Annotated in this window: 24 protein-coding genes and 1 riboswitch; of the genes, 14 read left to right on the forward strand and 10 right to left on the reverse strand. The window is 57.5% G+C overall.

Annotated elements, in window-relative coordinates:
• Nucleotides 1-124 precede the first annotated feature (124 nt).
• The 5 genes from ACDO57_RS11150 (at nucleotide 125) to ACDO57_RS11170 (ending at nucleotide 5,484) form a co-directional block, all read left to right on the forward strand.
• Nucleotides 125-661, forward strand: a complete 537-nt coding sequence (locus ACDO57_RS11150) for a fimbrial protein (protein WP_024908718.1) — start codon at nucleotides 125-127, stop codon at nucleotides 659-661.
• 68 nt (nucleotides 662-729) lie between these two features.
• On the forward strand, nucleotides 730-1,404 hold the full coding sequence (locus ACDO57_RS11155; RefSeq protein WP_148769789.1) for a molecular chaperone: 675 nt from the start codon (nucleotides 730-732) through the stop codon (nucleotides 1,402-1,404).
• Between the two features lie 26 nt (nucleotides 1,405-1,430).
• A complete protein-coding gene (locus ACDO57_RS11160; protein ID WP_370883976.1) occupies nucleotides 1,431-3,974 on the forward strand; it encodes a fimbria/pilus outer membrane usher protein in 2,544 nt (847 codons plus the stop codon).
• A gap of 23 nt (nucleotides 3,975-3,997) precedes the next feature.
• Nucleotides 3,998-4,984, forward strand: a complete 987-nt coding sequence (locus ACDO57_RS11165) for a fimbrial protein (RefSeq protein WP_061715711.1) — start codon at nucleotides 3,998-4,000, stop codon at nucleotides 4,982-4,984.
• Nucleotides 4,981-5,484 carry a fimbrial protein gene (locus ACDO57_RS11170; protein ID WP_370883977.1) on the forward strand — a complete coding sequence of 168 codons (504 nt, stop codon included), beginning with the start codon at nucleotides 4,981-4,983 and terminating at the stop codon, nucleotides 5,482-5,484. Before ACDO57_RS11165 ends, ACDO57_RS11170 begins: the two co-directional genes overlap by 4 nt.
• Here ACDO57_RS11170 and dinG read toward each other — a convergent pair.
• Both dinG and rhlE read right to left on the reverse strand, forming a co-directional pair.
• On the reverse strand, nucleotides 5,471-7,648 hold the full coding sequence (gene dinG / locus ACDO57_RS11175) for an ATP-dependent DNA helicase DinG (RefSeq protein WP_370883978.1): 2,178 nt from the start codon (nucleotides 7,646-7,648) through the stop codon (nucleotides 5,471-5,473). The genes ACDO57_RS11170 and dinG overlap by 14 nt on opposite strands.
• Before the next feature lie 97 nt (nucleotides 7,649-7,745).
• Entirely contained in the window at nucleotides 7,746-9,125 is a 1,380-nt protein-coding gene (rhlE, locus tag ACDO57_RS11180) for an ATP-dependent RNA helicase RhlE (protein WP_024908724.1), read from the reverse strand.
• A gap of 207 nt (nucleotides 9,126-9,332) precedes the next feature.
• Between rhlE and cecR the strand changes: the two genes are divergently transcribed.
• From cecR to ACDO57_RS11205, 5 genes are read left to right on the forward strand one after another with little or no spacing between them, the layout of a single operon-like run.
• The gene (gene cecR / locus ACDO57_RS11185; protein ID WP_024908725.1) at nucleotides 9,333-10,010 is read left to right on the forward strand and encodes a transcriptional regulator CecR; all 678 of its coding nucleotides are present in this window, start codon (nucleotides 9,333-9,335) and stop codon (nucleotides 10,008-10,010) included.
• Nucleotides 10,007-11,002: a secretion protein HlyD gene (gene hlyD / locus ACDO57_RS11190; protein ID WP_061715714.1), complete on the forward strand. Its 996-nt coding sequence runs from the start codon at nucleotides 10,007-10,009 to the stop codon at nucleotides 11,000-11,002. The genes cecR and hlyD overlap by 4 nt, the downstream gene beginning before the upstream one ends.
• Entirely contained in the window at nucleotides 10,995-12,734 is a 1,740-nt protein-coding gene (locus tag ACDO57_RS11195; RefSeq protein ID WP_061715715.1) for an ATP-binding cassette domain-containing protein, read from the forward strand. The genes hlyD and ACDO57_RS11195 overlap by 8 nt, the downstream gene beginning before the upstream one ends.
• A complete protein-coding gene (locus ACDO57_RS11200; RefSeq protein ID WP_090417702.1) occupies nucleotides 12,724-13,857 on the forward strand; it encodes an ABC transporter permease in 1,134 nt (377 codons plus the stop codon). The genes ACDO57_RS11195 and ACDO57_RS11200 overlap by 11 nt, the downstream gene beginning before the upstream one ends.
• 9 nt (nucleotides 13,858-13,866) lie before the next feature.
• Nucleotides 13,867-14,973 carry an ABC transporter permease gene (locus ACDO57_RS11205; protein ID WP_045909494.1) on the forward strand — a complete coding sequence of 369 codons (1,107 nt, stop codon included), beginning with the start codon at nucleotides 13,867-13,869 and terminating at the stop codon, nucleotides 14,971-14,973.
• On the opposite strand, the gene ACDO57_RS11210 is transcribed toward ACDO57_RS11205, so the two are convergent.
• Entirely contained in the window at nucleotides 14,935-15,345 is a 411-nt protein-coding gene (locus ACDO57_RS11210) for a YbhQ family protein (protein WP_061715717.1), read from the reverse strand. The genes ACDO57_RS11205 and ACDO57_RS11210 overlap by 39 nt on opposite strands.
• A gap of 133 nt (nucleotides 15,346-15,478) precedes the next feature.
• On the opposite strand from ACDO57_RS11210, the gene ACDO57_RS11215 reads away from it, so the two are divergent.
• Genes ACDO57_RS11215 through ACDO57_RS11225 form a run of 3 tightly spaced genes read left to right on the forward strand, consistent with a single transcriptional unit; the run spans nucleotide 15,479 to nucleotide 18,437 of the window.
• Entirely contained in the window at nucleotides 15,479-16,240 is a 762-nt protein-coding gene (locus ACDO57_RS11215) for an endonuclease/exonuclease/phosphatase family protein (RefSeq protein ID WP_032649441.1), read from the forward strand.
• Nucleotides 16,237-17,475 (forward strand): cardiolipin synthase ClsB, encoded by a 1,239-nt coding sequence (gene clsB / locus ACDO57_RS11220; RefSeq protein WP_048991526.1) that lies wholly within the window; start codon nucleotides 16,237-16,239, stop codon nucleotides 17,473-17,475. Before ACDO57_RS11215 ends, clsB begins: the two co-directional genes overlap by 4 nt.
• Nucleotides 17,475-18,437 carry a YbhN family protein gene (locus ACDO57_RS11225; protein ID WP_061715718.1) on the forward strand — a complete coding sequence of 321 codons (963 nt, stop codon included), beginning with the start codon at nucleotides 17,475-17,477 and terminating at the stop codon, nucleotides 18,435-18,437. The genes clsB and ACDO57_RS11225 overlap by 1 nt, the downstream gene beginning before the upstream one ends.
• Nucleotides 18,438-18,526: 89 nt before the next feature.
• On the opposite strand, the gene ACDO57_RS11230 is transcribed toward ACDO57_RS11225, so the two are convergent.
• The 6 genes from ACDO57_RS11230 to moaA all read right to left on the reverse strand — a co-directional run bounded on the left by ACDO57_RS11230 (nucleotide 18,527) and on the right by moaA (nucleotide 22,005).
• Nucleotides 18,527-19,234 carry a Bax inhibitor-1/YccA family protein gene (locus ACDO57_RS11230; RefSeq protein WP_024908758.1) on the reverse strand — a complete coding sequence of 236 codons (708 nt, stop codon included), beginning with the start codon at nucleotides 19,232-19,234 and terminating at the stop codon, nucleotides 18,527-18,529.
• A 64-nt stretch (nucleotides 19,235-19,298) separates the two neighbouring features.
• Nucleotides 19,299-19,751 carry a molybdopterin synthase catalytic subunit MoaE gene (gene moaE, locus ACDO57_RS11235; protein ID WP_061715719.1) on the reverse strand — a complete coding sequence of 151 codons (453 nt, stop codon included), beginning with the start codon at nucleotides 19,749-19,751 and terminating at the stop codon, nucleotides 19,299-19,301.
• 1 nt (nucleotide 19,752) lies between these two features.
• Nucleotides 19,753-19,998 (reverse strand): molybdopterin synthase sulfur carrier subunit, encoded by a 246-nt coding sequence (gene moaD / locus ACDO57_RS11240; protein ID WP_048992093.1) that lies wholly within the window; start codon nucleotides 19,996-19,998, stop codon nucleotides 19,753-19,755.
• Complete coding sequence (gene moaC / locus ACDO57_RS11245) at nucleotides 19,991-20,476, reverse strand: cyclic pyranopterin monophosphate synthase MoaC (protein WP_008501142.1); 486 nt, start codon at nucleotides 20,474-20,476, stop codon at nucleotides 19,991-19,993. Before moaC ends, moaD begins: the two co-directional genes overlap by 8 nt.
• 3 nt (nucleotides 20,477-20,479) lie before the next feature.
• Nucleotides 20,480-20,992, reverse strand: a complete 513-nt coding sequence (gene moaB / locus ACDO57_RS11250; RefSeq protein WP_061715721.1) for a molybdenum cofactor biosynthesis protein B — start codon at nucleotides 20,990-20,992, stop codon at nucleotides 20,480-20,482.
• 23 nt (nucleotides 20,993-21,015) lie between these two features.
• Entirely contained in the window at nucleotides 21,016-22,005 is a 990-nt protein-coding gene (gene moaA, locus ACDO57_RS11255; protein ID WP_061715722.1) for a GTP 3',8-cyclase MoaA, read from the reverse strand.
• Nucleotides 21,993-22,126, reverse strand: a riboswitch (molybdenum cofactor riboswitch). Its footprint overlaps the gene before it by 13 nt.
• 225 nt (nucleotides 22,127-22,351) lie before the next feature.
• On the opposite strand from moaA, the gene yvcK reads away from it, so the two are divergent.
• Nucleotides 22,352-23,260 (forward strand): uridine diphosphate-N-acetylglucosamine-binding protein YvcK, encoded by a 909-nt coding sequence (gene yvcK / locus ACDO57_RS11260; protein ID WP_370883979.1) that lies wholly within the window; start codon nucleotides 22,352-22,354, stop codon nucleotides 23,258-23,260.
• Between the two features lie 63 nt (nucleotides 23,261-23,323).
• On the opposite strand, the gene uvrB is transcribed toward yvcK, so the two are convergent.
• Nucleotides 23,324-25,339, reverse strand: coding sequence for an excinuclease ABC subunit UvrB (gene uvrB, locus ACDO57_RS11265; protein WP_029742168.1), 2,016 nt, complete (start codon nucleotides 25,337-25,339; stop codon nucleotides 23,324-23,326).
• Between the last annotated feature and the right edge of the window lie 717 nt (nucleotides 25,340-26,056).

The raw sequence follows: 26,056 nt of genomic DNA on the forward strand, positions 1-26,056 counted from the left end.
TGTGATTTCTGCAGAAGATTCTTAGACATGTATTTTTTGATTAAATAACCAGCGGAAAGTCTTCCAGGGTCAACGGTGAAAACGTCCAGGCAACGTTCGCACCAGTCACATATCAGGATTCACTATGAACAAGGTTGCTTTAGGTTTATTCATCGCCGCAGCGGTGGGATGTTCTGCATCCGCATTTGCGGCAACAAACGGTGAAGGGCAGATCAATTTCACCGGAGAAATTATTGATTCAGCGTGTCAGGTGGTTAATGGGTTAAGTAACCCGTTAAACGTTCAGTTAGGCAAAGTCTCTAAAACGGTATTTACCGGTGCAGGCTCTACCAGCACGTTAACGAAGTTCGATATTCAGTTAAAAGACTGTCCGGAAACCGTTACCTCTGCAGCGATTAACTTCGGCGGAACGCCGGATGCGAATAACAACGCAACGCTGGCATTAACGCCGGATGTGGATGCGGCAACGGGTGTCGCTATTCAGCTGGTTGACGCTTCTGAGCAGCCGGTGAGTCTGTACACCCCTTCTCAGCAATATCCGTTAGCCTCCGGTACAGCAGTTAACGACCTGATATTCGGCGCGCGTTATATTCAAACCGGGGCCGCGATTACCGCAGGTCCGGCTAACTCCGTTTCGACCTTCACCGTTATCTATAACTGATATTATCAATCCTGAGATATTAACGCGGTTATACGCGTTAATATCTCTTATCTTATTGAGAAATATTTATGCGCCACGGTTATTTACTGAGCACGCTTTTACTGGCGGCCTCTACTGCACATGCAGGTGTCATTATTAATGGCACACGTCTGGTCTACCAGGGAGAGAAAAAGGAATCGTCTCTTGGTCTTTCAAACCCAGATGCAACGGATTATCTGGTACAGTCCTGGGTCGACTCTGGCGGTAAAAACCTGGCCAAAGCGCCGTTCCTGATCACCCCTCCTCTTTTCCGTCTGGATGCGAAAGAAGATAACGTTCTGCGCGTTGTACGTACGGGCGGAAATTTACCGGAAGACAGGGAAACACTGTACTGGTTGAATATTAAAGCGATCCCTTCATCAAAGCACGTCGAAGGTGTGAATACGCTACAAATTGCCATTAATACGCGTATTAAATTGCTTTATCGCCCGTCAGCAGTAAAAGGCAGACCAGAAGAGGTGGCCGATAAGCTTGAATGGCGCCGTGAAGGTAATGAACTGGTGGTGAATAACCCCACGCCTTTCTTTATGAACTTCCAGACCGTCACGCTGAACGGTCATAAAGTAACAAAAGCCACCTGGGCGGTCCCGAAAACGGAAACGCATTTTGCCTTGCCTGGCAATATCGGAGGCTCAACCGTCACGTATTCCATTATTACTGATTACGGCAGCATCAGCCATACCTGGTCGAAAGCCGTTCGTTAATACTATCCCCCGGTAATAAAATAATCATGTACAGCCATAAAAAGCCGTTTACCTGCCGAATTTCATCCCTGCTGGTCATTCTCTGTGGCCTGGCACTGGCGATCTTTGCGCAGCAGGTTATGGCTGATGATTATTTTAACCCCGCGCTGCTGGATATTGATAATCCGCAACAGGGTAAGACCGATCTGTCGGTTTACGAAAAAGGGCCAGGGCAGGCACCGGGGAAATATCAGGTCGCTATTTTTATTAATAATAATAAAATTGATACCCGCGACGTCACGTTCACATTGCATAAAGGTTCACACGGCAGCAGTTCACTTCAGCCCTGCTTTAGCCTGAATGATTTAAAAAGCCTTGGGATCAAAACCCAAAAATATCCGGCGCTGATGGCAAAAGGCCAGTGTGCCGATTTAACCGCCATCCCGGCAGCCTCCACGTCGTTTCACGTTCGCAATCAGCAGCTGCTGCTCAGTATCCCTCAACTGGCCCTGGGCCAGGTTCCACGCGGCTATATCGACCCGAAAGAATTCGACGAGGGGATCACCGCAGGTATTCTCAACTACAGCGTGACCGCCAGCCAGAGCCATGCGCGACAGTCGGGCGAGCAGAATAACAGCAGCCAGTACGTTAACCTGCGTCCCGGGTTTAACGTTGGCGCCTGGCGCGTACGCAACTACTCCACGTGGAATCGCAGCACCCAGGGCAAGGAAGAGCAGCAAAAATTCTCTTCCGTTTATACCTATGCCCAGCGCGATATCGTGGCGATGAAAAGCGATCTCACCGTTGGACAAAGCTCTTCGCCTTCTGATGTTTTTGACAGCGTACCCTACACCGGCGTGGAGCTTAAATCCGACAGCGACATGCTGCCGGACAGCGAAAAAGGCTATGCGCCCATTATTCGCGGCACCGCACACAGCAATGCGCTGGTGATGGTTCGCCAGAACGGCTACGTCATTTATCAGAACACGGTCGCTCCCGGCGCGTTTGAAATTAACGACCTTTACCCCACCGGCAGCAGCGGCGATCTGCAGGTCACCGTGAAAGAGACCGACGGCAGCGAAAGCCATTTCGTGGTGCCATATGCCTCCGTACCGGTACTGCAGCGCGAAAAAAACCTGCGCTACAGCGTGACCGCCGGGCGGTACCGTTCCTACGACAAAGACGTCGAGAAAACTCCGTTTGCCCAGGGCAGCGCAATTTACGGCCTGCCCTTTGGTTTTACCGCTTACGGCGGCATACAGCAGAGCAGCCACTATCAGTCCCAGGCGCTCGGCGCCGGGAAAAACATGGGCGATTTAGGGGCGTTCTCCATCGACGTCACCCGCGCAAAGGCCCTGCTGAAAAAGCAGCAGGCCAGCAAAGGCCAGTCCTGGCGCGTGCGCTACAGCAAAGATTTTGCCGGTTCAGGCACCAACTTCTCGCTCGCGGGCTATCGCTACAACAGCAAAGGGTTTTACACCCTGGAAGACACCATGGAGTCATATACCCGCTCTGACGACTGGTCTGCCCCCCAGCAGCGCCGCGCCCGAACCGAGGCCACCATCGACCAGACGCTGCCCGAAGGCTGGGGGTCCGTCACCCTGAACATGGTGAAAGAGACTTACTGGAGCCAGAACCAGGACATGACCTCCATGAGCGTCAGCTACAACAACAGCTGGCACGGGGTGAGCTACAGCCTGAGCTACAGCATGAACAAGAACACCCAGGACAGCGATGAAAACGGCGACGAAGTGACGAACGACAACCAGTTCTCGCTGAGCGTCTCCGTGCCGCTGGACCACTGGATGCATAACACCTGGGCCACCTACAACCTGAACAATACCAAAGACGGTACCACGCAGAATATCGGCCTGAACGGCACGGCGCTGAAGGAAGACAACCTGAACTGGAATATTCAGGAAGGGGTGAGCAGTACCGGCAGCAGTAACTCCACCAGCATGAACGCCGATTACAAAGCGACCTATGGCGAAGTGAGCGCAGGCGTCAGTCAGGATAAATACCAGCAGACCGTGAACGTCGGTTTGCAGGGCGGCGTGGTTGCCCATGCCAACGGCATCACCCTGAGCCAGCCGCTCGGTGAGACCATCGCGCTGGTGAAGGCGCCGGGAACGCACGGGACGCATATCACCAACCAGACGGGCGTTGAGACCGATTTCCGCGGCTACACCGTCGTACCATTCGTCACCGCGTATCGCCATAACACCATTGCGCTGGATACCGAAACGCTGCCGGATGATGCCGACGTGACGCACGCGGCGCAGGTAGTGACCCCTACACGCGGCGCCGTAGTTCGCGCCAGCTTTACTACCCGCGTGGGCAATCGCGTGCTGATGACGCTCACGCACAACGGTAAACCGCTGCCCTTCGGCGCGACGGTGACCACTGAGGATAAGGACAACGAATTTATCGTTGGCTCAGATGGCCAAACGTACCTCTCCGGCCTCCCCGCACGCGGAAAACTCTCCGTTGCGTGGGGTGACAATGCCAGCGAACAATGCATCGCGCAGTACACGCTGGCTGAAGAGAGAGATAAATCCGGCATTATTACCGCTGCCGCAACATGTCAGTAATGCACTGGTTGAGACGAAAGATGATGCAAATCGTTAAACAGAGTTTTTTATTGTTAGTGCTGGGAATATCCGCATTTTTTATGCCGCACGCGAAAGCGTCATGCACGTCTCCGGATATGCCAAAGATGATTGATGTGGCCTCCATATCGGTACCCACCTCGCTGGCCGTTGGCGCGACCATTCCGGGTTCAGAGCAGACGGTGCACGTTGCCGGGAATTGCTCCAGTACCTACAGCCCGGGGATGGAAATAGTGGCTTGCTATTATGGTTCCGGTTCAGAAATAGCGGGCCTGCCGGGCGTGTACGACTCTGGTGTCGCCGGGATTGGTATCGCCCTGATGAACGATCAGGGGCAACGCATCCAGGGGGCCGGTGGCGTCCACTGTGATTCCCGGAATACGCCGGTGGGATATCTCTCTTCAGATGGACAGCTCTCGTTCAATTTTGACGTAACTCTGGAACTGGTGAAAACCAGCTCCACGGTGTCCTCAGGCTCGCTTTCTCAGGCTCAGACGGAGTTTGGGCTTGGCGTTTACAATCACGAAGGTTTAGGCAGTCCGAACACCCTTTCCTATTCAGGAAATATCACGTTTAACGAAGTCACCTGCTCAGTTTCGCCGAAAAGCCTCACCGTGACGCTGGGCAATTTCCCTGTCAGCGACTTCACCGGGACAGGAACTCTGACGTCGCCTCAGACGTTCGACATTACCGTTAACTGCAATAACACCGTACAGCCTCAAGTGATGATCACCAGTGCAAACGGCTATGAAACAGATTTCCCTGGCGTCGTAAAACTGACTCAGGAGAGTGGCGTAGCAACCGGCGTAGGAGTGCGCATGATGTTCGACGGGGAAATTGCCAACTTTGATACTTACAAGAATACGGCGGCAGTTGCACAAGCGAACGTTCCGCTGGCGATCCCGTTTGAGGTCGCATATCAACAAACGGCAGCCAGCGTCACCCCCGGGACAGCAAACAGCATTGCCACGATTACGTTGGGATATAAATGAAAAAAATCACCTTGTTACTACTGGCAGGCCTTCTCACGCAGGCGAATGCCGATGAGATCGCGATCCAGATGAGAGGCAATATCATCGCCAATACCTGCTCGGTAGACAGCGCCAGCCAGAATTTGACCGTTAACCTGGGACAAGCCGCCTCCAGCGATTTTAAGGATGTGGGGGATACCGGGGAGTGGAAGAATTTTGATCTTACGCTGTCCAAATGCCCGTCCACCACCACGCTCGCCACCGCGACCTTTAACGGCCAGGCAGACAGCGTACACCCGACGAAATTTGCCAGCACGGGCAGCGCCGGCGGGCTGGCTCTGGAGCTGGCAGACCGCCTGGATCGCATTACGATTGCCCCGCAGGCGAGCTTCAGCGCCCTGGTTAATCAAAGCGATCATACCGTCGATTTCCCACTCGCCGCACGATACTACGCCACCTCCATGCCGGTGAGCGCGGGGACGTTCAGCAGCGTGGTGCAGGTGACCTTCACTTACCAGTAGGATCGCGCCCCTTAGCACGGATGCTTTTCCTGCGCCCGGCGGTCAGTGTTGCCGGGCGTTTTTTTACCTCGGGCACCTCTGGCTGTTCAATCGGAAAGATCGGCAGCGCGTTCAGCAGCCGCTGGCCGTAGTTTTTGGTGAGCAGACGTTTGTCATAAATCACCACCTCCCCCCAGCAGCCGTGGCTACGAATCAGACGCCCGACCTGCTGAATAAGGTTAAACGACGCCGCAGGTAAACTCTGCACCTCAAACGGATAGCGGTTGAGGCTTTTCAGCCACTCGCCTTCGGTGATGACGACCGGGCTGTCGATAGGCGGGAAGGCGATTTTATGGATATGCACCTGCGTCAGGTAGTCCCCTTTCAGATCCAGACCTTCCGCGAAGGACTGCAATCCCACCAGCACGCTGCGCTCGCCATTATCGATACGTTTGCGGTGCGTTTCCACCAGCCGGTAGCGCGGCTGATCGCCCTGCACCAGCAGGAGTAAACGCAGATCGGTGACGTGCTCCAGGAAGCGCTGCATCGCGCGCCCGCTGGCAAACAGCACCAGCATGCCGGGGTATTTCCTGCTCTCAACCTGTTCGCGGAAGTAGGCCGCCATTTCCGCAATGTGCTGCTCTTCGTTGTCGATCAGCGGCTCGAATTTCATGCGCGGGATCACCAGCTTCCCCTGCTCGCAGTGGTTAAACGGCGAGTCCAGCGCGACAAAACGATCGCCCGCTTTCTCTTTAAGCCCGCTCATTTCCTGCAAACGCGAAAAACTGTTCAGGGAGCGCAGCGTGGCAGAGGTGACCACCACGTGCGGCACGCTCCGCCAGATGAGCTTTTCCAGCTGATCGGCCACGCGGATGCCCACGCAGTGGAAAAACAGATGAACCTGCCCGTCGCGCACTTCACGGGTGGCCCATTTGGTGACCGGCGCGCCCGACGCCTGCACCATCGAGGCCAGCCGCCAGAGCTTGCTCTGGGCTTCAAACATGCCGAGCGCACGGTTCATTTGCAAAAGAATACGGTGCAGGCGAACCACGTCGTGTGAGCCGGTTTTCTCGCTGAGATCGTTTAAGAACATCTCCGCCAGCCCGCGCAGCTTTTCGAGATGCTTCGCCAGCTGCTGGCAAATCTCCATCACCTCGTCCGGCAGTTCGCCCATCGCAAAGCGGTGTTCCGCCTCCTGGGTTGCGGGAAGATATAGATTCAGGATGTTGTTCAGCGACGAGATAAGGCTGTAAACCTCTTCGCAGTGGTCGCTCAGACGCTCCGGCACCGCCAGCGGCGGCGTGGTTTTCGGCCGGAACTGCTCCATGCAGGTAGCGACAAGCTTGCAGAAGAGATCCAGCTGCAGGCGGAACCAGGGGGCGGTAATTTCTGCGCTCATCTCCAGCGCGTCGCGCGCCACGTCGGGCAGATGGTGGCCTTCGTCGAGCACCAGCAGCAGGTTTTTCGGCTCCGGCAGCACTGCTTCGCTCTCCAGCGCCGCCATCACCAGGGCGTGGTTAGCCACAACCACCTCCGCTTCCTGAATTTCACGCCGGGCGACGAAGAACGGGCACTCGCGATAGTAGTGACAGTTGCGGTTCAGACAGCTGGCTTTGTCGGTGCTGAGCCTTCTCCATAAGTCGTCGCTGATGGCCTGGCTGGTGTGATCCCGCAGGCCGTCCCACTTATAGCCGTCCAGCTCGGCTTTGAGTTTTGCACACTGCTCCTGCTCGGCCTTATTGTTTGGCGTCAGCTCGTCATCCAGAAACGCGAGCAGATCCTGTTGATTCGGCTCGCTGCTGGCCAGCGCCGCCAGGTTACGCGGGCACACGTAACGCCCGCGCCCAAAGGCGGCCGTAAACCGCAGGTCGGGGATGATTTTGCGCAGCAGCGGCAGGTCTTTGCTGAAAATCTGATCCTGCAGCGCCACGTTGGCGGTGCTGACCACCAGCGTTTTGTCCTCTTCCCGCGCGATGGCAATGCCGGGAATGAGGTAAGACAAGGTTTTCCCGACGCCGGTCGGGGCTTCAATCGCCAGATGGCGCCCGTCGTCCCCGGCGAGCGTTTTTGCCACGTCAGCAATCATCTGCCGCTGCGGCGCTCGGGGGATAAAGTCGGGGATCTGCTGTTGTAGCGCCTTATACCATGCGCCAATTTGCGCCTTGAGCGCAGCGGTTAAAGCCATCGGAAAACCTGAAATACTGTATAAACAGCCACTATTGTGGCACTTTCTCTTCGCAGCCGCAAAAAGAAAAGCCCGGCTTTACGACCGGGCTTCCAGATTACTGCGGGTTAGCAGGTTTACGCGGGCGGCGTCGGCGCTGCCCTTCTCCTGCCGGCTTGCCTTCGCCGCTGCGCCACGGATTGTCACCGGCCGGTTTGCTGTCGTTGCTACGACGCGGCGGTTTGCCCGCTGACTTCGGCGCGCCGCCTTCGGCACGACGCGGCTGCTGACCGCGACCACCGCCGCCCTGACCGCGACCGCCCTGGCGACCGTTCTGAATCGGCTCGGCTTTGATCGACGGATCCACTTCATACCCCGGGGTTTCGATACGCGGGATCTCTTTCTTCAGCAGACGTTCGATATCGCGCAGCAGCTTGTGCTCGTCCACGCAAACCAGAGAGAGCGCTTCGCCGGTTGCCGCCGCACGACCGGTACGGCCGATACGGTGCACGTAGTCTTCCGGCACGTTTGGCAGCTCGTAGTTCACCACGTGCGGCAGCTCTTCAATGTCGAGGCCACGGGCAGCAATGTCGGTTGCCACCAGCACGCGGATGTCGCCGGACTTGAAGTCCGCCAGCGCACGGGTACGCGCGCCCTGGCTCTTGTTGCCGTGGATAGCCGCGCTACGGATGCCGTCTTTATTCAGCTGTTCCGCCAGGTGGTTCGCGCCGTGCTTGGTGCGGGTAAAGACCAGCACCTGCTGCCAGTTACCCTGGCCGATCATTTGGGAGAGCAGTTCGCGCTTGCGCTTTTTATCAACAAAGTGAACGTGCTGCGTCACCTGCTCAGAGGCGGTGTTGCGGCGCGCCACTTCCACTTCCAGCGGGTTATGCAGCAGCTTTTCCGCCAGCGCCTTGATCTCGTCGGAGAAGGTCGCGGAGAAGAGCAGGTTCTGACGACGCGGCGGCAGCTTGGCCAGCACGCGGCGAATATCGTGAATAAAGCCCATGTCGAGCATGCGGTCGGCTTCGTCCAGCACCAGAATTTCAATGCTATCGAGCTTCACCGCGTTCTGGTGTTCCAGATCCAGCAGACGACCCGGCGTTGCCACCAGCACGTCGACGCCGCCGCGCAGCTTCATCATCTGCGGGTTGATGCTGACGCCGCCGAACACCACCAGCGAGCGAATGTTGAGATAGCGGCTATAGTCACGCACGTTCTCACCAATCTGAGCCGCCAGCTCGCGAGTTGGGGTGAGGATCAGCGCACGAACCGGACGGCGGCCTTTGGCGTGCGGCTGATTTTTTACCAGCAGCTCTAACAGCGGCAGCGTAAAGCCCGCGGTTTTACCGGTGCCGGTCTGGGCGCTGGCCATCAGGTCACGGCCCTGAAGAACGGCGGGGATCGCCTGCTGCTGGATTGGGGTTGGCTCAACGTAGCCCTGCTCTGCGATCGCGCGCAGAATTTCCGGGTTCAGGCCAAGGGAATCAAAAGACATAAAAACTCCGAACCGCCCCGACCATCACAGGTGTAGTTTTCAGGGAGATATAACGAATAGGGGAGGACAAAAACCACAATGTCGCGAAGGGGCGGAGTGTAGCAGCTTTTGTGACGTGGCGCATAAAATATCCCTCCGCATTCCCTCGACGTTAGCGTGAATCAGGCATAATCTTAATCAATCGATTGATTAATTTTTAATGCCGCCATGAATACAACACCCACAACAACCAAAGGTGAACAGGCCAAAAACCAGCTTATTGCCGCCGCGCTGGCGCAGTTTGGTGAGTACGGGCTGCATGCGACCACGCGCGATATCGCCGCGCTGGCCGGGCAAAACATTGCGGCGATTACCTACTATTTTGGCTCAAAAGAGGATTTATATCTCGCCTGCGCCGAGTGGATTGCCGATTTTATCGGCACGCAGTTTCACCCGCACGTCGAGGAGGCCACCGCGCTGCTCAGCCAGCCGTCCCCCGATCGCGAGGCCATCCGCCAGCTGATCCTCAATGCCTGCCACAACATGATCCGCGTGCTGACCCACGACGATACGCTCAACCTGAGCAAGTTTATCTCCCGCGAGCAGCTCTCCCCCACTGCCGCCTATCAGCGGGTACACGATCGGGTGATTGAGCCGATGCACTCCCACCTGACCCGGCTGATCGCCGCCTATACCGGGCGGGATGCCAACGATACCGCGACAATTTTGCATACCCACGCCCTGCTGGGTGAAATCCTTGCCTTCCGTCTGGGCCGGGAAACCATCCTGTTACGCACCGGCTGGACACAATTTGATGAGGATAAAGCCGCGCAGATCGGTGAGGTGATCGCCTGTCATCTCGATCTGATCCTGCAAGGCTTAACGCAAAGGAGCCTGAAGTCATGAAAAAACCTGTCGCCATCATTCTGGTGGTTGTTGTTTTGCTTGCCGCGGGCGTCGGAGGATGGCTGTGGTACCAGAGCCATCAGGATAAAGGCCTGACGCTGTACGGTAACGTGGATATTCGCACGGTGAACATGAGCTTCCGCGTCGGCGGACGTCTCGCCGCGCTGAGCGTTGACGAAGGCGATGCCATTAAAACCGGGCAGACGCTGGGGATGCTGGACAAAGCGCCCTATGAAAATGCGCTGCTGCAGGCCAAGGCGGGCGTCTCCGTTGCGCAGGCGCAGTATGACCTGATGCTGGCCGGCTATCGCGACGAAGAGATCGCTCAGGCCGCGGCAGCCGTCAAACAGGCGCAGGCGGCCTATGACTACGCGCAGAACTTCTACGCTCGCCAGCAGGGGCTGTGGAAAAGCCGAACCATTTCCGCGAATGACCTGGAAAATGCGCGCTCCTCCCGCGACCAGGCGCAGGCAACGCTGAAATCCGCGCAGGATAAGTTAAGCCAGTACCACACCGGTAACCGCCCGCAGGATATCGCCCAGGCGAAAGCCAGCCTTGAACAGGCGCAGGCGCAGCTGGCCCAGGCGGAGCTGGATCTGCACGACACCACGCTCATCGCACCGTCTGACGGCACGCTGATGACCCGCGCCGTGGAGCCGGGCAGCATGCTCAGCGCGGGCAGCACCGTGTTAACCCTCTCCCTGACCCGCCCGGTCTGGGTACGCGCCTACATTGATGAGCCCAACCTCGGCCAGATGCAGCCGGGTCGCGAGCTGCTGCTCTATACCGACGGTCGCCCGGACAAGCCGTATCACGGCAAAGTGGGCTTTGTCTCCCCTACCGCCGAATTCACGCCGAAAACAGTAGAAACACCGGACCTGCGTACCGACCTGGTGTATCGCCTGCGCATCATCGTGACCGATGCGGATGACGCGCTGCGTCAGGGCATGCCCGTCACCGTAAAAGTGAACGGCGGGGAACGACATGAATGACGCGGTTATTCAGCTCAACAATCTGGTTAAATGCTTTAAGGGGATGGATAAGCCCGCGGTCGCACCGCTGAACTGTACCATCCAGAAAGGCTATGTGACCGGGCTGGTCGGCCCGGACGGCGCGGGGAAAACCACCCTGATGCGGATGCTGGCCGGGCTGCTGAAGCCGGATGAAGGATCGGCCCGCGTGCTCGGCCTTGACCCGATAAAAGATGACGGCGCGCTCCACGCTATGCTCGGCTATATGCCGCAGAAGTTTGGCCTGTACGAAGACCTGACGGTGATGGAAAACCTGAACCTGTACGCCGACCTGCGCAGCGTCACCGGCGAAACGCGACAGAAAACCTTCGCCCGCCTGCTGGAATTTACCTCCCTCGGCCCGTTCACCGACCGGCTGGCGGGCAAGCTCTCCGGCGGGATGAAGCAGAAGCTGGGGCTGGCCTGCACGCTGGTGGGCGAGCCAAAAGTGCTGCTGCTGGATGAGCCCGGCGTCGGCGTAGACCCGATTTCCCGCCGCGAATTGTGGCAGATGGTGCACGAGCTGGCGGGCGACGGGATGCTGATCCTCTGGAGCACCTCCTACCTCGACGAAGCGGAGCAGTGCCGGGACGTGCTGCTGATGAACGAAGGCGAACTGCTTTATCAGGGCGAGCCGACGACGCTGACGCAGAGCATGGCCGGGCGCAGCTTCCTGCTGCACAGCCCCCAGGCGTCCAACCGCACGCTGCTGCAGCAGGTGCTCAAGCTGCCGCAGGTCAGCGACGGGATGATTCAGGGCCGCTCGGTGCGGGTGATCCTCAAAAAAGAGGCCACCGTCGACGATATTCGCCATGCGCCCGGCATGCCTGAGATCGACATGGAAGAGACGGCGCCGCGTTTCGAAGATGCGTTTATCGACCTGCTGGGCGGCGCGGGGACGTCAGAGTCGCCGCTTGGCGCCATTCTGCACACGGTGGAAGGCACGCCGGGCGAAACGGTCATTGAAGCCAAATCCCTCACCAAAAAGTTCGGGGATTTCGCCGCCACCGACAACGTCAATTTTGCGGTGAAGCGCGGGGAGATTTTTGGCCTGCTCGGGCCGAACGGTGCGGGAAAATCGACCACCTTTAAGATGATGTGCGGCCTGCTGGTGCCGACGTCCGGCAAGGCGCTGGTACTGGACATGGACCTGAAGGTCAGCTCCGGCAAGGCGCGCCAGCATCTGGGCTATATGGCGCAGAAATTCTCCCTGTATGGCAACCTGACGGTCGAGCAAAATCTGCGCTTTTTCTCCGGCGTGTACGGCCTGCGCGGGCGCGCGCAGAACGACAAAATCCGCCGCATGAGCGACGCCTTCGGGTTAACCAACATTGCCTCCCACGCCACCGACGAGCTGCCGCTCGGCTTTAAGCAGCGGCTGGCGCTGGCCTGCTCGCTGATGCACGAGCCGGATATTCTGTTTCTGGATGAACCGACCTCGGGCGTTGATCCTCTCACCCGCCGCGAGTTCTGGCTGCATATCAACAGCATGGTGGAAAAAGGGGTGACCGTGATGGTAACCACCCACTTCATGGACGAGGCGGAGTACTGCGACCGCATCGGGCTGGTGTATCGCGGTAAGCTGATTGCCCACGGTACCCCGGACGACCTGAAAAACCAGGCCGCCGACGAGGAGGTCCCGGACCCGACCATGGAGCAGGCGTTTATCACCCTCATCCACGACTGGGATAAGGAGAATGCCCATGCGCAGTAACACCCTTTCCTGGCGCCGGGTGCGCGCGCTGTGCGTTAAAGAGACGCGGCAGATCGTGCGCGATCCCAGCAGCTGGCTGATTGCGGTGGTGATCCCCCTGCTGCTGCTGTTTATCTTTGGCTACGGCATTAACCTGGACTCCAGCAAGCTGCGGGTCGGGATTTTGCTGGAGCAGCAGAGCGAGGAGGCGCTGGACTTCACCCACGCCATGACCGGCTCGCCCTACATTGACGCCACCATCAGCGACAATCGTCAGGAACTGATCCAGAAGATGCAGGCCGGGAAAATTCGCGGTCTGGTCGTCATTCCGGTGGATTTTGCCGCCAATATGGCGCGGGCGAATACCGATGCGCCGATCCAGGTGATCACCGACGGCAGCGAGCCGAACACCGCGAACTTCGTGCAGGGCTACGCGGAGGGGATCTGGCAGCTCTGGCAGATGCAGCGGGCGGAAGATCGGGGTGAAGAATTTAAACCGCTGATCGACGTGCAGACGCGCTACTGGTTTAACCCCGCCGCCATCAGCCAGCACTTTATTATTCCGGGCGCGGTGACGATTATCATGACGGTCATTGGCGCGATTCTGACCTCGCTGGTGATCGCCCGCGAGTGGGAGCGCGGCACCATGGAGGCGCTGCTTTCAACCGAAGTGACGCGCGTCGAGCTGCTGCTGTGCAAGCTTATTCCCTACTACTTCCTCGGCATGCTGGCGATGCTGCTCTGTATGCTGGTGTCCGTCTTTATCCTCGGCGTGCCGTATCGCGGCTCGCTGGTGGTGCTGTTCTTTATCACCAGCCTGTTTTTACTCAGCACGCTGGGGATGGGGCTGCTCATCTCCACCATCACCCGCAACCAGTTTAACGCGGCCCAGGTGGCCCTCAACGCCGCCTTTTTGCCGTCGATTATGCTGTCCGGCTTTATCTTCCAGATAGACAGCATGCCTGCCGTGATCCGCGCCGTGACCTACGTGATTCCGGCGCGCTACTTTGTGAGCACGCTGCAGAGCCTGTTCCTGGCAGGGAATATTCCGGTGGTGCTGATCGTCAATACGCTGTTTTTACTGGCGTCTGCGGCGATGTTTATCGGGTTGACGTGGATGAAAACCAAACGGCGGTTAGATTAAGGAGCGCGCATGTTTCACCGTTTATGGACGTTAATACGCAAAGAGTTGCAATCCCTGCTGCGCGAGCCGCAAACCCGCGCCATTCTGGTGTTGCCGGTGCTGATCCAGGTTTTACTGTTCCCGTTTGCCGCCACGCTGGAGGTGACCAACGCCACCATCGCCATTTACAACGAAGACAACGGCAAACACGCCGTTGAGCTGACGCAGCGTTTTGCCCGCGCGAAAGCCTTTACCCACATCCTGCTGCTAAAAAGCCCGCAGGAGATCCAGCCTACCATCGACACGCAAAAAGCGCTGCTGCTGGTGCGGTTCCCGGCGGATTTTTCCCGTAATCTGGATACCTTCCAGACCGCGCCGCTGCAGCTGATCCTCGACGGACGCAACTCCAACAGCGCCCAGATCGCGGCCAACTATCTGCAGCAGGTCGTGAAGGATTACCAGCAGGAGCTGATGGACGGCAAACCGAAGCCCAACAACAGCGAACTGGTGGTGCGCAACTGGTATAACCCGAATCTGGACTACAAGTGGTTTGTGGTGCCGTCGCTGATCGCCATGATCACCACCATCGGGGTGATGATTGTGACCTCTCTCTCCGTCGCCCGCGAGCGCGAACAGGGCACGCTGGATCAGCTGCTGGTCTCCCCGCTCGCCACCTGGCAAATTTTCGTCGGCAAAGCGGTGCCGGCGCTGATTGTCGCGACCTTCCAGGCCACCATCGTGCTGGGGGTGGGAATTTGGGCCTACCAGATCCCGTTCGCCGGATCGCTGGCGCTGTTTTACTTCACGATGGTGATTTACGGGCTGTCGCTGGTGGGGTTTGGGCTGCTGATTTCCGCACTCTGCTCGACGCAGCAGCAGGCGTTTATCGGGGTATTCGTCTTTATGATGCCCGCGATCCTGCTCTCGGGGTACGTCTCACCCGTCGAGAATATGCCGGTGTGGCTCCAGGATCTGACGTGGATAAACCCGATACGACACTTTACGGATATCACCAAGCAGATCTATCTGAAGGATGCGAGTCTGGATATTGTCTGGGGAAGTTTGTGGCCGCTACTGGTCATCGCGGCCACGACGGGCTCAGTGGCGTACGCGATGTTTAGACGCAACATCGCGTAGCTTTTTCTCTTTGGTCAGCAACGAGACCACCGCAGGCCCTGCGAGGATAGCCAGACCCGCCAGGGCCAGCAGCAGGTTGTTTTGCAGCACGCGTGACAGCAGCCACAGGACGATCATCGCCGCACCAAAATACCAGGTGGTGGTGAGCTCTTCGAGCACATCACCCACCTCGCGCCAGCGTGCTTCATGGTGGCGCTGTAAGAACAGCATCGACAGCACGGTGACGCCGTAAAGGACGCATAGCCCCAGGCCAACATGCACCAGCGTGCCGCTCATCCAGCCCATCACCAGTACGGCCACGACCAGTAAATGCAACATTATCTGCCAGCAACTCAGGCCAGTTGCGACACGAACACGTTGTTGCCACTTCATGGCTTCTCTCCTGAAGGATTTTTCTCTGCTTAATCAGACTACCGCACTTTACGGAAAATTCCGTAACGCCGCATCTTTTTGTGACGCCGACTACACTTTATTTTCATTGGGATAGTCACTCAGGAAGGAGCTTATGACGAAAAAAATGCAGCATTTCTCGCTTAAAGTGCTGACGATAAACATTCATAAAGGCTTCACAGCATTTAATCGCCGCTTCATTTTACCGGAGCTGCGCGACGCGGTTCGCACCGTCAGCGCGGATATTGTCTGCCTGCAGGAGGTGATGGGCGCACACGAAGTGCATCCGCTTCACTTTGAGAACTGGCCCGACACGCCGCACTATGAATTTCTGGCCGACACCATGTGGAGTGATTACGCCTACGGCCGCAATGCGGTCTATCCGGAAGGGCATCACGGCAACGCGGTGCTGTCCCGTTATCCCATAGAACATTACGAAAACCGCGACGTTTCCGTCGGGGAGAGCGAAAAACGCGGTCTGCTATACTGCCGCGTTACCCCGCCCGATCTTGAGCTGCCCATCCATGTCGGCTGTGTTCATCTGGGCCTGCGCGAAGCCCATCGTCAGGCGCAGCTGAAAATGCTGGCCGAATGGGCCAACGCGCTTCCCGAAGGTGAACCGGTGGTAGTGGCGGGCGATTTCAACGACTGGCGACAGCGGGCAAACCATCCGTTAAAGGTAGAGGCCGGACTGGAGGAAATTTTCACCCGGGCGAACGGCAGGCCTGCGCGCACCTTTCCGGTCCGTTTCCCGCTGCTGCGGCTTGACCGCATCTACGTAAAAAATGCCCATGCCAGCAGCCCGACCGCCCTGGCGCTCCTCAACTGGCGGCATCTTTCCGACCATGCCCCGCTCAGCGCGGAGATCCACCTATGAAATGTTCCTGGCAGGAAGGCAACCGGATCACGCTGCTGGTCAACGGGGACGAGTATTACCCGGCCGTGTTTAAGGCGATTGATCACGCTCAGCAGAAAGTGATCCTCGAAACCTTTATCTGGTTCGAAGACAACGTTGGCAAGCAGCTGCACAGCGTGCTGCTGCGCGCCGCCCAGCGCGGGGTGAAAATTGAAGTGCTGCTGGATGGCTACGGCTCGCCGGACCTCAGCGATGCATTCGTCAATGAACTGACCGCCGCGGGGGTGGTGTTCCGCTACTACGATCCCGGCCCTCGCCTGTTCGGTATGCGTACCAACCTTTTCCGCCGGATGCATCGCAAAATTGTGGTGGTGGATGAGACGGTGGCGTTTGTCGGCGGCATTAACTACTCCGCTGAGCATATGTCCGACTACGGCCCGGAAGCGAAGCAGGATTACGCGATTCGCATTGAAGGCCCGGTGGTGCAGGACATCTTGCTGTTTGAGCTGGAGAACCTGCCGGGGAAAGAGGCCGTTCGCCGCTGGTGGAAACGCCGTCATCGCCCGGAAGAGAACCGGAAGCCCGGCGAAGCGCAGGCGCTTTTCGTCTGGCGCGACAACGGCGAGCACCGGGACGATATTGAACGTCATTATCTCAAGATGCTGGCCAACGCGAAGCGTGAAGTGATCATCGCTAACGCCTACTTTTTCCCGGGCTATCGTCTGCTGCATGCCATGCGCAATGCCGCCCGACGCGGCGTGCGCGTGAAGCTGATTGTGCAGGGCGAGCCGGACATGCCGATCGTCAAAGTCGGGGCACGGCTGCTGTATAACTATCTGGTGAAGGGCGGCGTCCAGATCTACGAATATCGCCGCCGACCGCTGCACGGCAAAGTCGCGCTGATGGACGATCACTGGGCCACCGTGGGCTCCAGCAACCTTGATCCGCTGAGCTTATCGCTCAACCTTGAAGCCAACCTGATCATTCACGATCGCCAGTTTAATCAGACCCTGCGGGATAACCTTCAGGCGTTGATCGTTAACGACTGCGTGCGCGTGGATGAGTCCATGGTTCCCAAACGCACCTGGTGGAACCTGGGCATCAGCGTGGTGGTGTTCCACTTTCTGCGGCATTTCCCGGCGATGGTCGGCTGGCTGCCGGCGCATACGCCGAAGCTGGCGCAGGTGGACCCGCCGGTACAACCCGAAATGGAAACCCAGGACCGCATAGAAGCGGAAGACGGAGGCAAACCCTGATGTCGAAATCGCATCCACGCTGGCGGCTGGCAAAAAAGATCCTCACCTGGCTGTTTTTTATTGCGGTCGCTGTGCTGCTGGTGGTCTACGCGCAGAAAGTTGACTGGGAAGAGGTGTGGAAGGTCATCCGCAACTATAACCGGATGGTGCTGCTGGGCGCTGTGGGGCTGGTTATCGTGAGCTACCTGATGTACGGCTGCTATGACCTGCTGGGCCGCGCTTACTGCGGCCACAAGCTGGCCAAACGTCAGGTAATGCTGGTGTCATTTATCTGCTACGCCTTTAACCTGACGCTGAGCACCTGGGTCGGCGGCATTGGCATGCGCTATCGCCTTTATTCGCGCCTTGGCCTGCCGGGCGGAACCATCACGCGCATTTTCTCGTTAAGCATCACCACTAACTGGCTGGGCTATATTCTGCTCGGCGGGGTGATCTTCACCATCGGCGTGGTGCAGTTGCCCGCGCACTGGTATATCGATGAGGCTACGCTGCGCATTCTGGGCATCGTACTGCTGCTGATTATCGCCGTTTATCTCTGGGCCTGCGCCTTTGCCAGACGCCGTCATATGACCATTAAAGGGCAAAAGCTGGTCCTGCCCTCGTGGAAGTTTGCGGTGCTGCAGATGGCGGTTTCCAGCGCTAACTGGATGGCGATGGGAGCCATCATCTGGCTGCTGATTGGCGAGGACGTAAACTACTTCTTCGTGCTGGGCGTGCTGCTGGTGAGCAGTATTGCGGGCGTGATTGTGCATATTCCGGCGGGGATCGGCGTGCTGGAGGCGGTGTTTATTGCCCTGCTGGCCGGGGAGCATGTTTCTCAGGGAACGATTATCGCCGCCCTGCTGGCGTACCGCATGCTGTATTACTTCCTGCCGCTGGCGCTGGCCACGGTCTGCTATCTGGTGCTGGAAAGTCGGGCGAAAAAGCTGCGGGCGAAGAATGAGAGGATGCTAGCGAAGTGAATAAGTCGGGTGGCGGCTTCGCCTTACCCGACCTACGGTTCGCGCTTCGTAGGCCGGGTAAGGCGAAGCCGCCACCCGGCAAAGCAACCTTAACGACGGTTGCCGAAAATACGCAGCAGCATCAGGAACAGGTTGATGAAGTCCAGATACAGCGTTAGCGCGCCCAGGATCGCGTATTTGCGCAGGTTTGAACTGTCGCGCACGTCGATCTGCTCGCCGATGTTTTTCAGTTTCTGGGTGTCATACGCCGTCAATCCAACGAAGATCACCACCCCGATGTAGGTCACGGCCCACATCAGCGCTTCGCTCTTCAGCCACAGGTTCACCAGCGACGCCAGCACAATCCCGATCAGCCCCATAAACAGCATACTGCCGAAGCCGCTCAGATCGCGTTTCGTGGTGTAGCCGTAGAGGCTCATCGCACCGAACATCCCGCCGGTGACCACGAAGGTGCTGGCGATGGATGAGTAGGTGTAAACGATAAAGATGCTGGAAAGCGTCAGCCCCGTTAGTGCCGAATAGAGCATAAACAGGGTCGTTGCCATGCCGGCACTCAGCTTTTGCACAAGACCGGAAAGCACAAACACCAGCGCCAGCTGCGCGATAATCAGCCCAAAGAAGGTGATCTTACTGGAGAAGATAAACATCATCAGCTCCGGCGTGTTCGCCGCATACCACGCGATAAACGCGGTAAGCAGCAGGCCAACCGTCATCCAGCCGTACACCTGAGCCATATACGTCTGCAGGCCGCTGCGGGTCTGCTGTACTATTGAATCGGAACGCGGAAATCGGTCCATGATTCACTCCTGATTAAGATTAAGTAGACACACACGTTAAGATTAACACATCCACGTAAACCGACTACCAACGGCTGGCGGCTTGTTTATCGCTGTCGCGAGATTCCACCCAGCGGTCACCTTCCGGCGTGGCTTCGCGCTTCCAGAACGGCGCTTTGGTTTTGAGGTAATCCATAATGAACTCCCCGGCGGCAAACGCGCTGCCGCGGTGCGCGCTGGTAACCCCGACGAAGACAATCTCCTCGCCGGGCCACATCTCGCCGATGCGGTGAATCACCGTGATGCGGCCGAGTGGCCAGCGGCCCCGCGCCTCCTCCACAATCTCCGCCAGCGACTTCTCCGTCATCCCCGGATAGTGCTCCAGCGTCAGCGCCTTCACGCTGTCGCCGAGGTTGTGGTTGCGCACTTTGCCGGTAAAGGTGACGACCGCGCCGTCTTCATCGCGTTCCGCCAGCCAGCTGTATTCGGTCCCCACGTTAAAACGCCCGGGGCTCACCAGAATGCGGGTTTCAGCCATCTTAGCCCCCCGTTACCGGCGGGAAGAAGGCCACTTCATCCCCTTCGGCCAGCGGGTGGGTGAACTCCACCAGCGTCTGGTTAACGGCGGCCAGCAGCTTGCCTTCGTCCAGCGCCAGCGCCCAGCGGTCGCTTCGTGCCGCCAGATGCGCGCGCAGGGCAGCAACGTTTTCAAAAGACGCATTCAGCGTCAGGCTGTCGGTATTCACCAGCTCGCGCACCTGCGCAAAAAAGAGCACCTTAATCATGGCTGTCCACCTTAAAATCACCGGATTTTCCGCCGCTTTTTGCCAGCAGGCGAACCGGGCCAATCACCATATCTTTCTGCACCGCTTTGCACATGTCGTAGATGGTCAGCGCGGCAACGGAGGCCGCCGTCAGCGCCTCCATCTCCACGCCGGTTTTGCCGGTTAAGCGGCACAGCGATTCAATCCGCACCCGATTATGCTCCGGCTGCGCCTGCAGGTTCACTTCCACCTTGCTCAGCATCAGCGGATGGCACAGCGGGATGAGATCCCAGGTGCGCTTGGCGGCCTGAATCCCCGCGATGCGGGCGGTGGCAAAGACATCACCCTTGTGATGGCTGCCGTCGATGATCATCGCCAGCGTTTCCGGCAGCATGGTGACGAACGCTTCCGCGCGCGCCTCGCGCACCGTTTCGGCTTTGGCGGAGACGTCAACCATATGCGCTTCGCCGGCGGCGTTAATGTGGGTCAGTTGTGACATAGCTTATTTCTTTAAATGGGGATGGAAATTACACGGACGGGTACGGGCATCCAGCTGCGGGGCGATGATGTTTGCCCACGCGGTGCGGCAGGCTTTGGTCGAGCCCGGCATGGCGAAAATCAGCGTTTTGTTCGCCACCCCGGCAACGGCGCGCGACTGCAGCGTGGAGGTACCGATCTCTTCAAAGGAGAGCATGCGGAACACCTCGCCGAAGCCTTCCACCTCGCGGTCGAACAGCGGGATCAGCGCCTCGGGCGCCTGATCGCCTGCGGTAAAGCCGGTGCCGCCGGTGATCAGCACCACCTGCACCTCATCGCTGGCGATCCACTGAGAGACCTGCGCGCGAATGGCGTAGCGGTTCTCCTTCACGATCGCTTTATCGACGATGTGATGCCCCGCGTCATGGGCCGCCTCGCGCAGCCAGTGGCCGGAGGTATCATCCTCTTCGCCACGACGGTCGGAAACGGTAAGGATCGCAATGCGTGTCGGGATAAATTCTGCGCTTACCTGACTCATTTTCTGTTCCTTCTTAAGCCTGATTACCCGCCGATGTAGGACAGGTTCTGAGTAATGCCGGTATTGCCCTGATGCAGGAAGTGGGTCTGTTTTTTATGCGTCAGCGCTTCAGAAATGCGTGCTTCAAGCGCGTCCTGCTGCGCATCGTCTTCCAGCAGATCGCGAAGATCTACGCCGCCGTCACCAAACAGGCAGAGATGGAGCTTGCCCACGGAGGAGACGCGCAGGCGGTTGCAGCTGGCGCAGAAATCTTTCTCGTAAGGCATGATAAGCCCGATCTCGCCTTCGTAATCAGGATGGCAGAAGACCTGCGCCGGGCCGTCGCTGCGCTGGCGGATCTGGTGGATCCAGCCGCGCCTGAGCAGCGCGTCGCGCAGCACCATGCCGGAGATGTGATGGCGGCGGAACAGCTCGCTGCCCTCGCCGGTTTCCATCAGCTCAATAAAACGCAGCTGAATGGGGCGGGATTTAATCCACGCCAGGAAGGTATCGAGCTGGTGATGGTTTACATCACGCATCAGCACCGTGTTGACTTTGACTTTTTCGAAGCCGGCCGCAAATGCCGCATCGATACCGTCCATGACCTGCTGGAATTTATCCTGGCCGGTAATGGCGTGGAACTGGCGGGCGTCCAGACTATCGACGCTGACGTTAATCGCCGTCAGCCCCGCATCGCGCCAGGTCGCCACGTCGCGCGCCATGCGGTAACCGTTGGTGGTCACCGCAATCTGGCGGATACGTTCGTTTTCACGTACCGCGGCAATGATGTCGGGGAAATCGCGGCGCAGCGAGGGTTCACCGCCGGTAAGGCGCACTTTTTCGGTGCCGAGCTCAGAGAAGGCGCGCGTGACGCGGCGCACTTCATCCACGGAGAGAAAGCCGTTATTGGTGACGTTGCCCGGTTTGTAGCCATCGGGCAGGCAGTAGGTGCAACGGAAGTTGCACACATCGGTAATCGACAGACGTAAGTAATAAAACTTACGCGCGAAAGCATCAGTAAGTTGTGAAGCCATGTACACCTTTCCAGATCGGGAGGCACAGTCATTTCTTTCTGTACCCTGGTGGCAAATTCGCCACGGCCAGAGCGCCATATCTTTCGACACAGGCGCAAGGGCTAGAGTGTATGTTTTCAATTTTGAAAACGTGGTTAGGGCGATAGTAGCGCGGAAATTCTGACGGCGCCATTATCGCTTTTCGCTATATAATTAAGTATATAGCGAGTCATTCGTCCATTTTCGCTACAGAATACCTAAAAAACGCATTTTCACATTGATATACGTCATTTTGCATCGGGTGAAGCATCGTCTTTTAGGGGTAGTTAGGTTACTGTTACGCGATCGAACGTGATAAGGAATACGTATGCGCAATCGCACTTTTGCGGATCTTGACCGAGTGGTCGCTCTTGGCGGAGGACACGGCTTAGGCCGGGTTATGTCCTCTTTGTCGTCACTGGGCTCAAGGCTGACAGGGATAGTGACCACCACCGATAACGGCGGCTCAACCGGGCGCATTCGTCGTGCCGAAGGCGGCATTGCCTGGGGAGATATGCGCAACTGCCTGAACCAGTTAATTACCGAGCCGAGCGTCGCGTCGGCGATGTTTGAGTACCGTTTTGGCGGTAATGGCGAACTTTCCGGTCATAACCTCGGAAATCTGATGTTAAAGGCGCTGGATCACCTGAGCGTACGGCCTCTGGAAGCCATCAACTTAATCCGTAATCTGCTCAAAGTGGACGCATTCCTGATCCCCATGTCTGAACAACCGGTTGACTTGATGGCAATCGACGCCGAAGGGCATGAAGTTTACGGCGAGGTGAATATTGACCAGCTCCTCCTGCCGCCAACGGAGTTGATGACCTATCCGAGCGTGCCCGCCACGCGTGAAGCGGTAGAGGCAATCGGGGAAGCGGATCTTATCCTGATCGGTCCAGGCAGTTTTTATACCAGCCTGATGCCCATTCTGCTGGTGAAAGAGCTGGCGCAGGCGCTGCGCCGCACCCCGGCGCCGATGGTTTACATCGGTAATCTGGGACGTGAACTGAGCCCGGCGGCGGCGAGCCTGTCGCTGGCAGACAAACTTGAATTAATGGAGCATTACGTCGGCAAGAAAATCATTGACGGCGTAGTCGTGGGACCAAAAGTGGATGTGTCAGGGATTGGCGATCGTCTGGTGGTGCAGGAGCCGCTGGAGGCCACAGACATCAAGTATCGCCATGACCGCCATCTGCTGCGCGAGGCGCTGGAGAAGGCGATTCAGGCGCTGGGTTAGGTTCGTTTTGTGCGGCCTGATGCCCTCTCCCACGGGGAGAGGGGGAAAACACGCTGCTTTAAGCTATGATGCCGCGATAAACAGATCCCGCAGCTGATGAAGCTGGTCGCGGATCTGCGCCGCCTCTTCGAACTCCAGGTTCTGCGCGTGCTGCATCATCTGACCTTCCAGCTCGTGGATTTTCTGCTGCAGCGCTTTCGGCGTCAGCACGACGGTATCTTCTTCCACCACTGAACGCGCCTTGCCGCGGCCTTTCGCTTTGGTTTTGGCAATGTTCTGACCCAGCGCTAGAATATCCACCACCTTCTTGTTCAGACCCTGCGGCGTAATACCGTGTTCTTCGTTGTAGCGCTGCTGTTTCTCGCGGCGGCGCTCCGTTTCACCAATCGCTTTCGCCATCGACGGGGTAATTTTGTCACCGTACAGAATCGCTTTACCGTTGACGTTACGCGCCGCACGACCGATGGTCTGGATCAGGGAGCGTTCAGAACGCAGGAAGCCCTCTTTGTCCGCATCGAGAATCGCCACCAGCGAGACCTCCGGCATATCGAGACCTTCTCGCAGCAGGTTAATCCCTACCAGCACGTCAAACTCGCCCAGACGCAGGTCGCGGATAATCTCCATGCGCTCCACGGTATCGATATCCGAGTGCAGATAACGCACCTTCTCGCCGTGCTCTTCGAGATACTCGGTCAGGTCTTCCGCCATACGCTTGGTGAGCGTGGTCACCAGCACGCGCTCGTTGATGGCGGAACGGGCGCGAATTTCCGAGAGCAGATCGTCCACCTGGGTGGCCACCGGACGAACTTCAATAATCGGGTCGAGCAGACCCGTTGGACGCACAACCTGATCGACAACGTCTTCACCGGATTTCTCCAGCTCGTAGTTGCCCGGCGTGGCCGAGACGTAGATGGTTTGCGGCGCGAGCGCCTCAAACTCTTCAAACTTCATCGGACGGTTATCCAGCGCCGACGGCAGGCGGAATCCGTACTCCACCAGCGTCTCTTTACGCGCCCGGTCGCCGCGGTACATCCCGCCGATCTGCGGGATCGTAACGTGGGATTCGTCGATCACCAGCAAACCGTCTGCCGGAAGGTAGTCAAACAGCGTCGGCGGCGGCTCGCCCGGCCCGCGCCCGGAGAGGAAGCGGGAGTAGTTTTCGATGCCGGAGCAGTAGCCCAGCTCGTTCATCATCTCAAGGTCAAACTGGGTGCGCTGGCTCAGGCGCTGCTCCTCCAGCAGCTTATTGTTGGCCAGCAGCACCTTACGGCGCTCGGCCAGCTCCACTTTGATCTCTTCCATCGCCTGCACGATACGCTCGCGCGGCGTCACGTAGTGCGTTTTCGGGTAGATGGTGAAGCGCTGGATCACCGACTCAACGTGTCCGGTCAGCGGGTCGAAGAGCGACAGGCGTTCAACCTCTTCGTCGAACAGCTCGACGCGCAGTGCCATATCGTCCGATTCCGCCGGGAAGATGTCGATCACCTCACCGCGTACGCGGAAGGTGCCGCGCTGGAACGCCTGATCGTTACGGGCATACTGCAGCTCCGCCAGACGACGGACAATGGCGCGCTGGTCGATGATCATCCCCTGCGTCAGGTGCAGCATCATCTTGAGATAGAGATCCGGATCGCCGAGACCGTAGATCGCGGAAACCGATGCGACAACGACCACATCGCGACGCTCCAGAAGCGCCTTAGTGGCCGACAGACGCATCTGCTCGATGTGTTCGTTCACCGAGGCATCTTTCTCAATGAAGGTGTCAGAGCTCGGTACATAGGCTTCAGGCTGGTAGTAATCGTAGTAGGAGACGAAATACTCCACGGCGTTTTCCGGGAAGAACTCTTTCATCTCGCCGTAAAGCTGTGCGGCCAGGGTTTTATTGGGTGCCAGCACCATCGTGGGGCGCTGGAGATCCGCAATCACGTTGGCGATAGTGAACGTTTTACCCGAGCCGGTTACCCCCAGCAGCGTCTGGTGCGCCAGCCCATCTTCCAGCCCTTCTTCCAGACGACGGATCGCCTCAGGCTGATCGCCAGATGGACGGAAAGCAGAATTCAATTTGAACGGTTTACTCATGGGCGACAACCTGATGACGTTATAAGCGGCAGGTGAGTAATTTTACTCCTTGTTGCCAGGAATGCCAGTAAAAAACACTGGATGAAAAACCAGTAGCATGTCAGGATATTTAGAGTAGCGCCTGAATGATTAGCGCGATAGCGACCAAAATTTGGACTGTGACAATATAAAACACCAGTCAGGTCAGGTTATCCCCAGAACTTTTTCTTTTTTAACATTTGTCAAGCCAGGTAATGATAGTTTTGTGGCAACGAGTGACACTTTCATGACGGGAATTGCTTTTATCTAAGCAATTAAATAATAAACGATATTTTCTAAAGCCGCGTTTCGCGTCAATTTGGGCGTAAGCCGCGTCTTCTCTCGCTTATCGCGTGTTTTCTAACTCTAATGCACATGGTTATCCACAGGAATAGTGGATAACTGCTTCCAGCCCATGCAGACTGGCGCTCGGCAAATTCCCGGATTTTCCCACGAGACGGCGGTAAAAAATTTTTATAGCTATTTTTTGCTGATTAACAGTTGCGTCATTCATAACCAACCGATGCGATCTTGCTCACATTTTCAGCATTTCGGGTTCTGCACCACAACTCAACACCGCCAGCACCGTCGATGTGCAATCCCGTTTTTTCTCGGCCCCTCTCCGATGACTTATTCCTAAAAAAGCCGGTTTTTTAAACACTTTTCGGTTTCTGGCAGGGGTTTTGCAGATTCAAACCC

The organism is Enterobacter cloacae complex sp. 2015409 (assembly GCF_041365315.1).
In the GTDB taxonomy this organism is placed as follows: Bacteria; Pseudomonadota; Gammaproteobacteria; order Enterobacterales; family Enterobacteriaceae; genus Enterobacter; species Enterobacter pseudoroggenkampii.

What these genes read in the sequence shown, in the direction of transcription:
- moaC (WP_008501142.1), bottom strand. Translation starts at nt 20,476, where the DNA reads ATGTCACAACTGACCCACATTAACGCCGCCGGCGAAGCGCATATGGTT.
- moaB (WP_061715721.1), bottom strand. Translation starts at nt 20,992, where the DNA reads ATGAGTCAGGTAAGCGCAGAATTTATCCCGACACGCATTGCGATCCTT.
- ACDO57_RS11205 (WP_045909494.1), top strand. Translation starts at nt 13,867, where the DNA reads ATGTTTCACCGTTTATGGACGTTAATACGCAAAGAGTTGCAATCCCTG.
- ACDO57_RS11155 (WP_148769789.1), top strand. Translation starts at nt 730, where the DNA reads ATGCGCCACGGTTATTTACTGAGCACGCTTTTACTGGCGGCCTCTACT.
- ACDO57_RS11210 (WP_061715717.1), bottom strand. Translation starts at nt 15,345, where the DNA reads ATGAAGTGGCAACAACGTGTTCGTGTCGCAACTGGCCTGAGTTGCTGG.
- hlyD (WP_061715714.1), top strand. Translation starts at nt 10,007, where the DNA reads ATGAAAAAACCTGTCGCCATCATTCTGGTGGTTGTTGTTTTGCTTGCC.
- ACDO57_RS11230 (WP_024908758.1), bottom strand. Translation starts at nt 19,234, where the DNA reads ATGGACCGATTTCCGCGTTCCGATTCAATAGTACAGCAGACCCGCAGC.
- ACDO57_RS11225 (WP_061715718.1), top strand. Translation starts at nt 17,475, where the DNA reads ATGTCGAAATCGCATCCACGCTGGCGGCTGGCAAAAAAGATCCTCACC.
- cecR (WP_024908725.1), top strand. Translation starts at nt 9,333, where the DNA reads ATGAATACAACACCCACAACAACCAAAGGTGAACAGGCCAAAAACCAG.
- rhlE (WP_024908724.1), bottom strand. Translation starts at nt 9,125, where the DNA reads ATGTCTTTTGATTCCCTTGGCCTGAACCCGGAAATTCTGCGCGCGATC.
- moaA (WP_061715722.1), bottom strand. Translation starts at nt 22,005, where the DNA reads ATGGCTTCACAACTTACTGATGCTTTCGCGCGTAAGTTTTATTACTTA.
- dinG (WP_370883978.1), bottom strand. Translation starts at nt 7,648, where the DNA reads ATGGCTTTAACCGCTGCGCTCAAGGCGCAAATTGGCGCATGGTATAAG.
- ACDO57_RS11165 (WP_061715711.1), top strand. Translation starts at nt 3,998, where the DNA reads ATGCAAATCGTTAAACAGAGTTTTTTATTGTTAGTGCTGGGAATATCC.
- ACDO57_RS11200 (WP_090417702.1), top strand. Translation starts at nt 12,724, where the DNA reads ATGCGCAGTAACACCCTTTCCTGGCGCCGGGTGCGCGCGCTGTGCGTT.
- ACDO57_RS11150 (WP_024908718.1), top strand. Translation starts at nt 125, where the DNA reads ATGAACAAGGTTGCTTTAGGTTTATTCATCGCCGCAGCGGTGGGATGT.
- yvcK (WP_370883979.1), top strand. Translation starts at nt 22,352, where the DNA reads ATGCGCAATCGCACTTTTGCGGATCTTGACCGAGTGGTCGCTCTTGGC.
- ACDO57_RS11160 (WP_370883976.1), top strand. Translation starts at nt 1,431, where the DNA reads ATGTACAGCCATAAAAAGCCGTTTACCTGCCGAATTTCATCCCTGCTG.
- ACDO57_RS11170 (WP_370883977.1), top strand. Translation starts at nt 4,981, where the DNA reads ATGAAAAAAATCACCTTGTTACTACTGGCAGGCCTTCTCACGCAGGCG.
- uvrB (WP_029742168.1), bottom strand. Translation starts at nt 25,339, where the DNA reads ATGAGTAAACCGTTCAAATTGAATTCTGCTTTCCGTCCATCTGGCGAT.
- ACDO57_RS11215 (WP_032649441.1), top strand. Translation starts at nt 15,479, where the DNA reads ATGACGAAAAAAATGCAGCATTTCTCGCTTAAAGTGCTGACGATAAAC.
- moaE (WP_061715719.1), bottom strand. Translation starts at nt 19,751, where the DNA reads ATGGCTGAAACCCGCATTCTGGTGAGCCCCGGGCGTTTTAACGTGGGG.
- ACDO57_RS11195 (WP_061715715.1), top strand. Translation starts at nt 10,995, where the DNA reads ATGAATGACGCGGTTATTCAGCTCAACAATCTGGTTAAATGCTTTAAG.
- moaD (WP_048992093.1), bottom strand. Translation starts at nt 19,998, where the DNA reads ATGATTAAGGTGCTCTTTTTTGCGCAGGTGCGCGAGCTGGTGAATACC.
- clsB (WP_048991526.1), top strand. Translation starts at nt 16,237, where the DNA reads ATGAAATGTTCCTGGCAGGAAGGCAACCGGATCACGCTGCTGGTCAAC.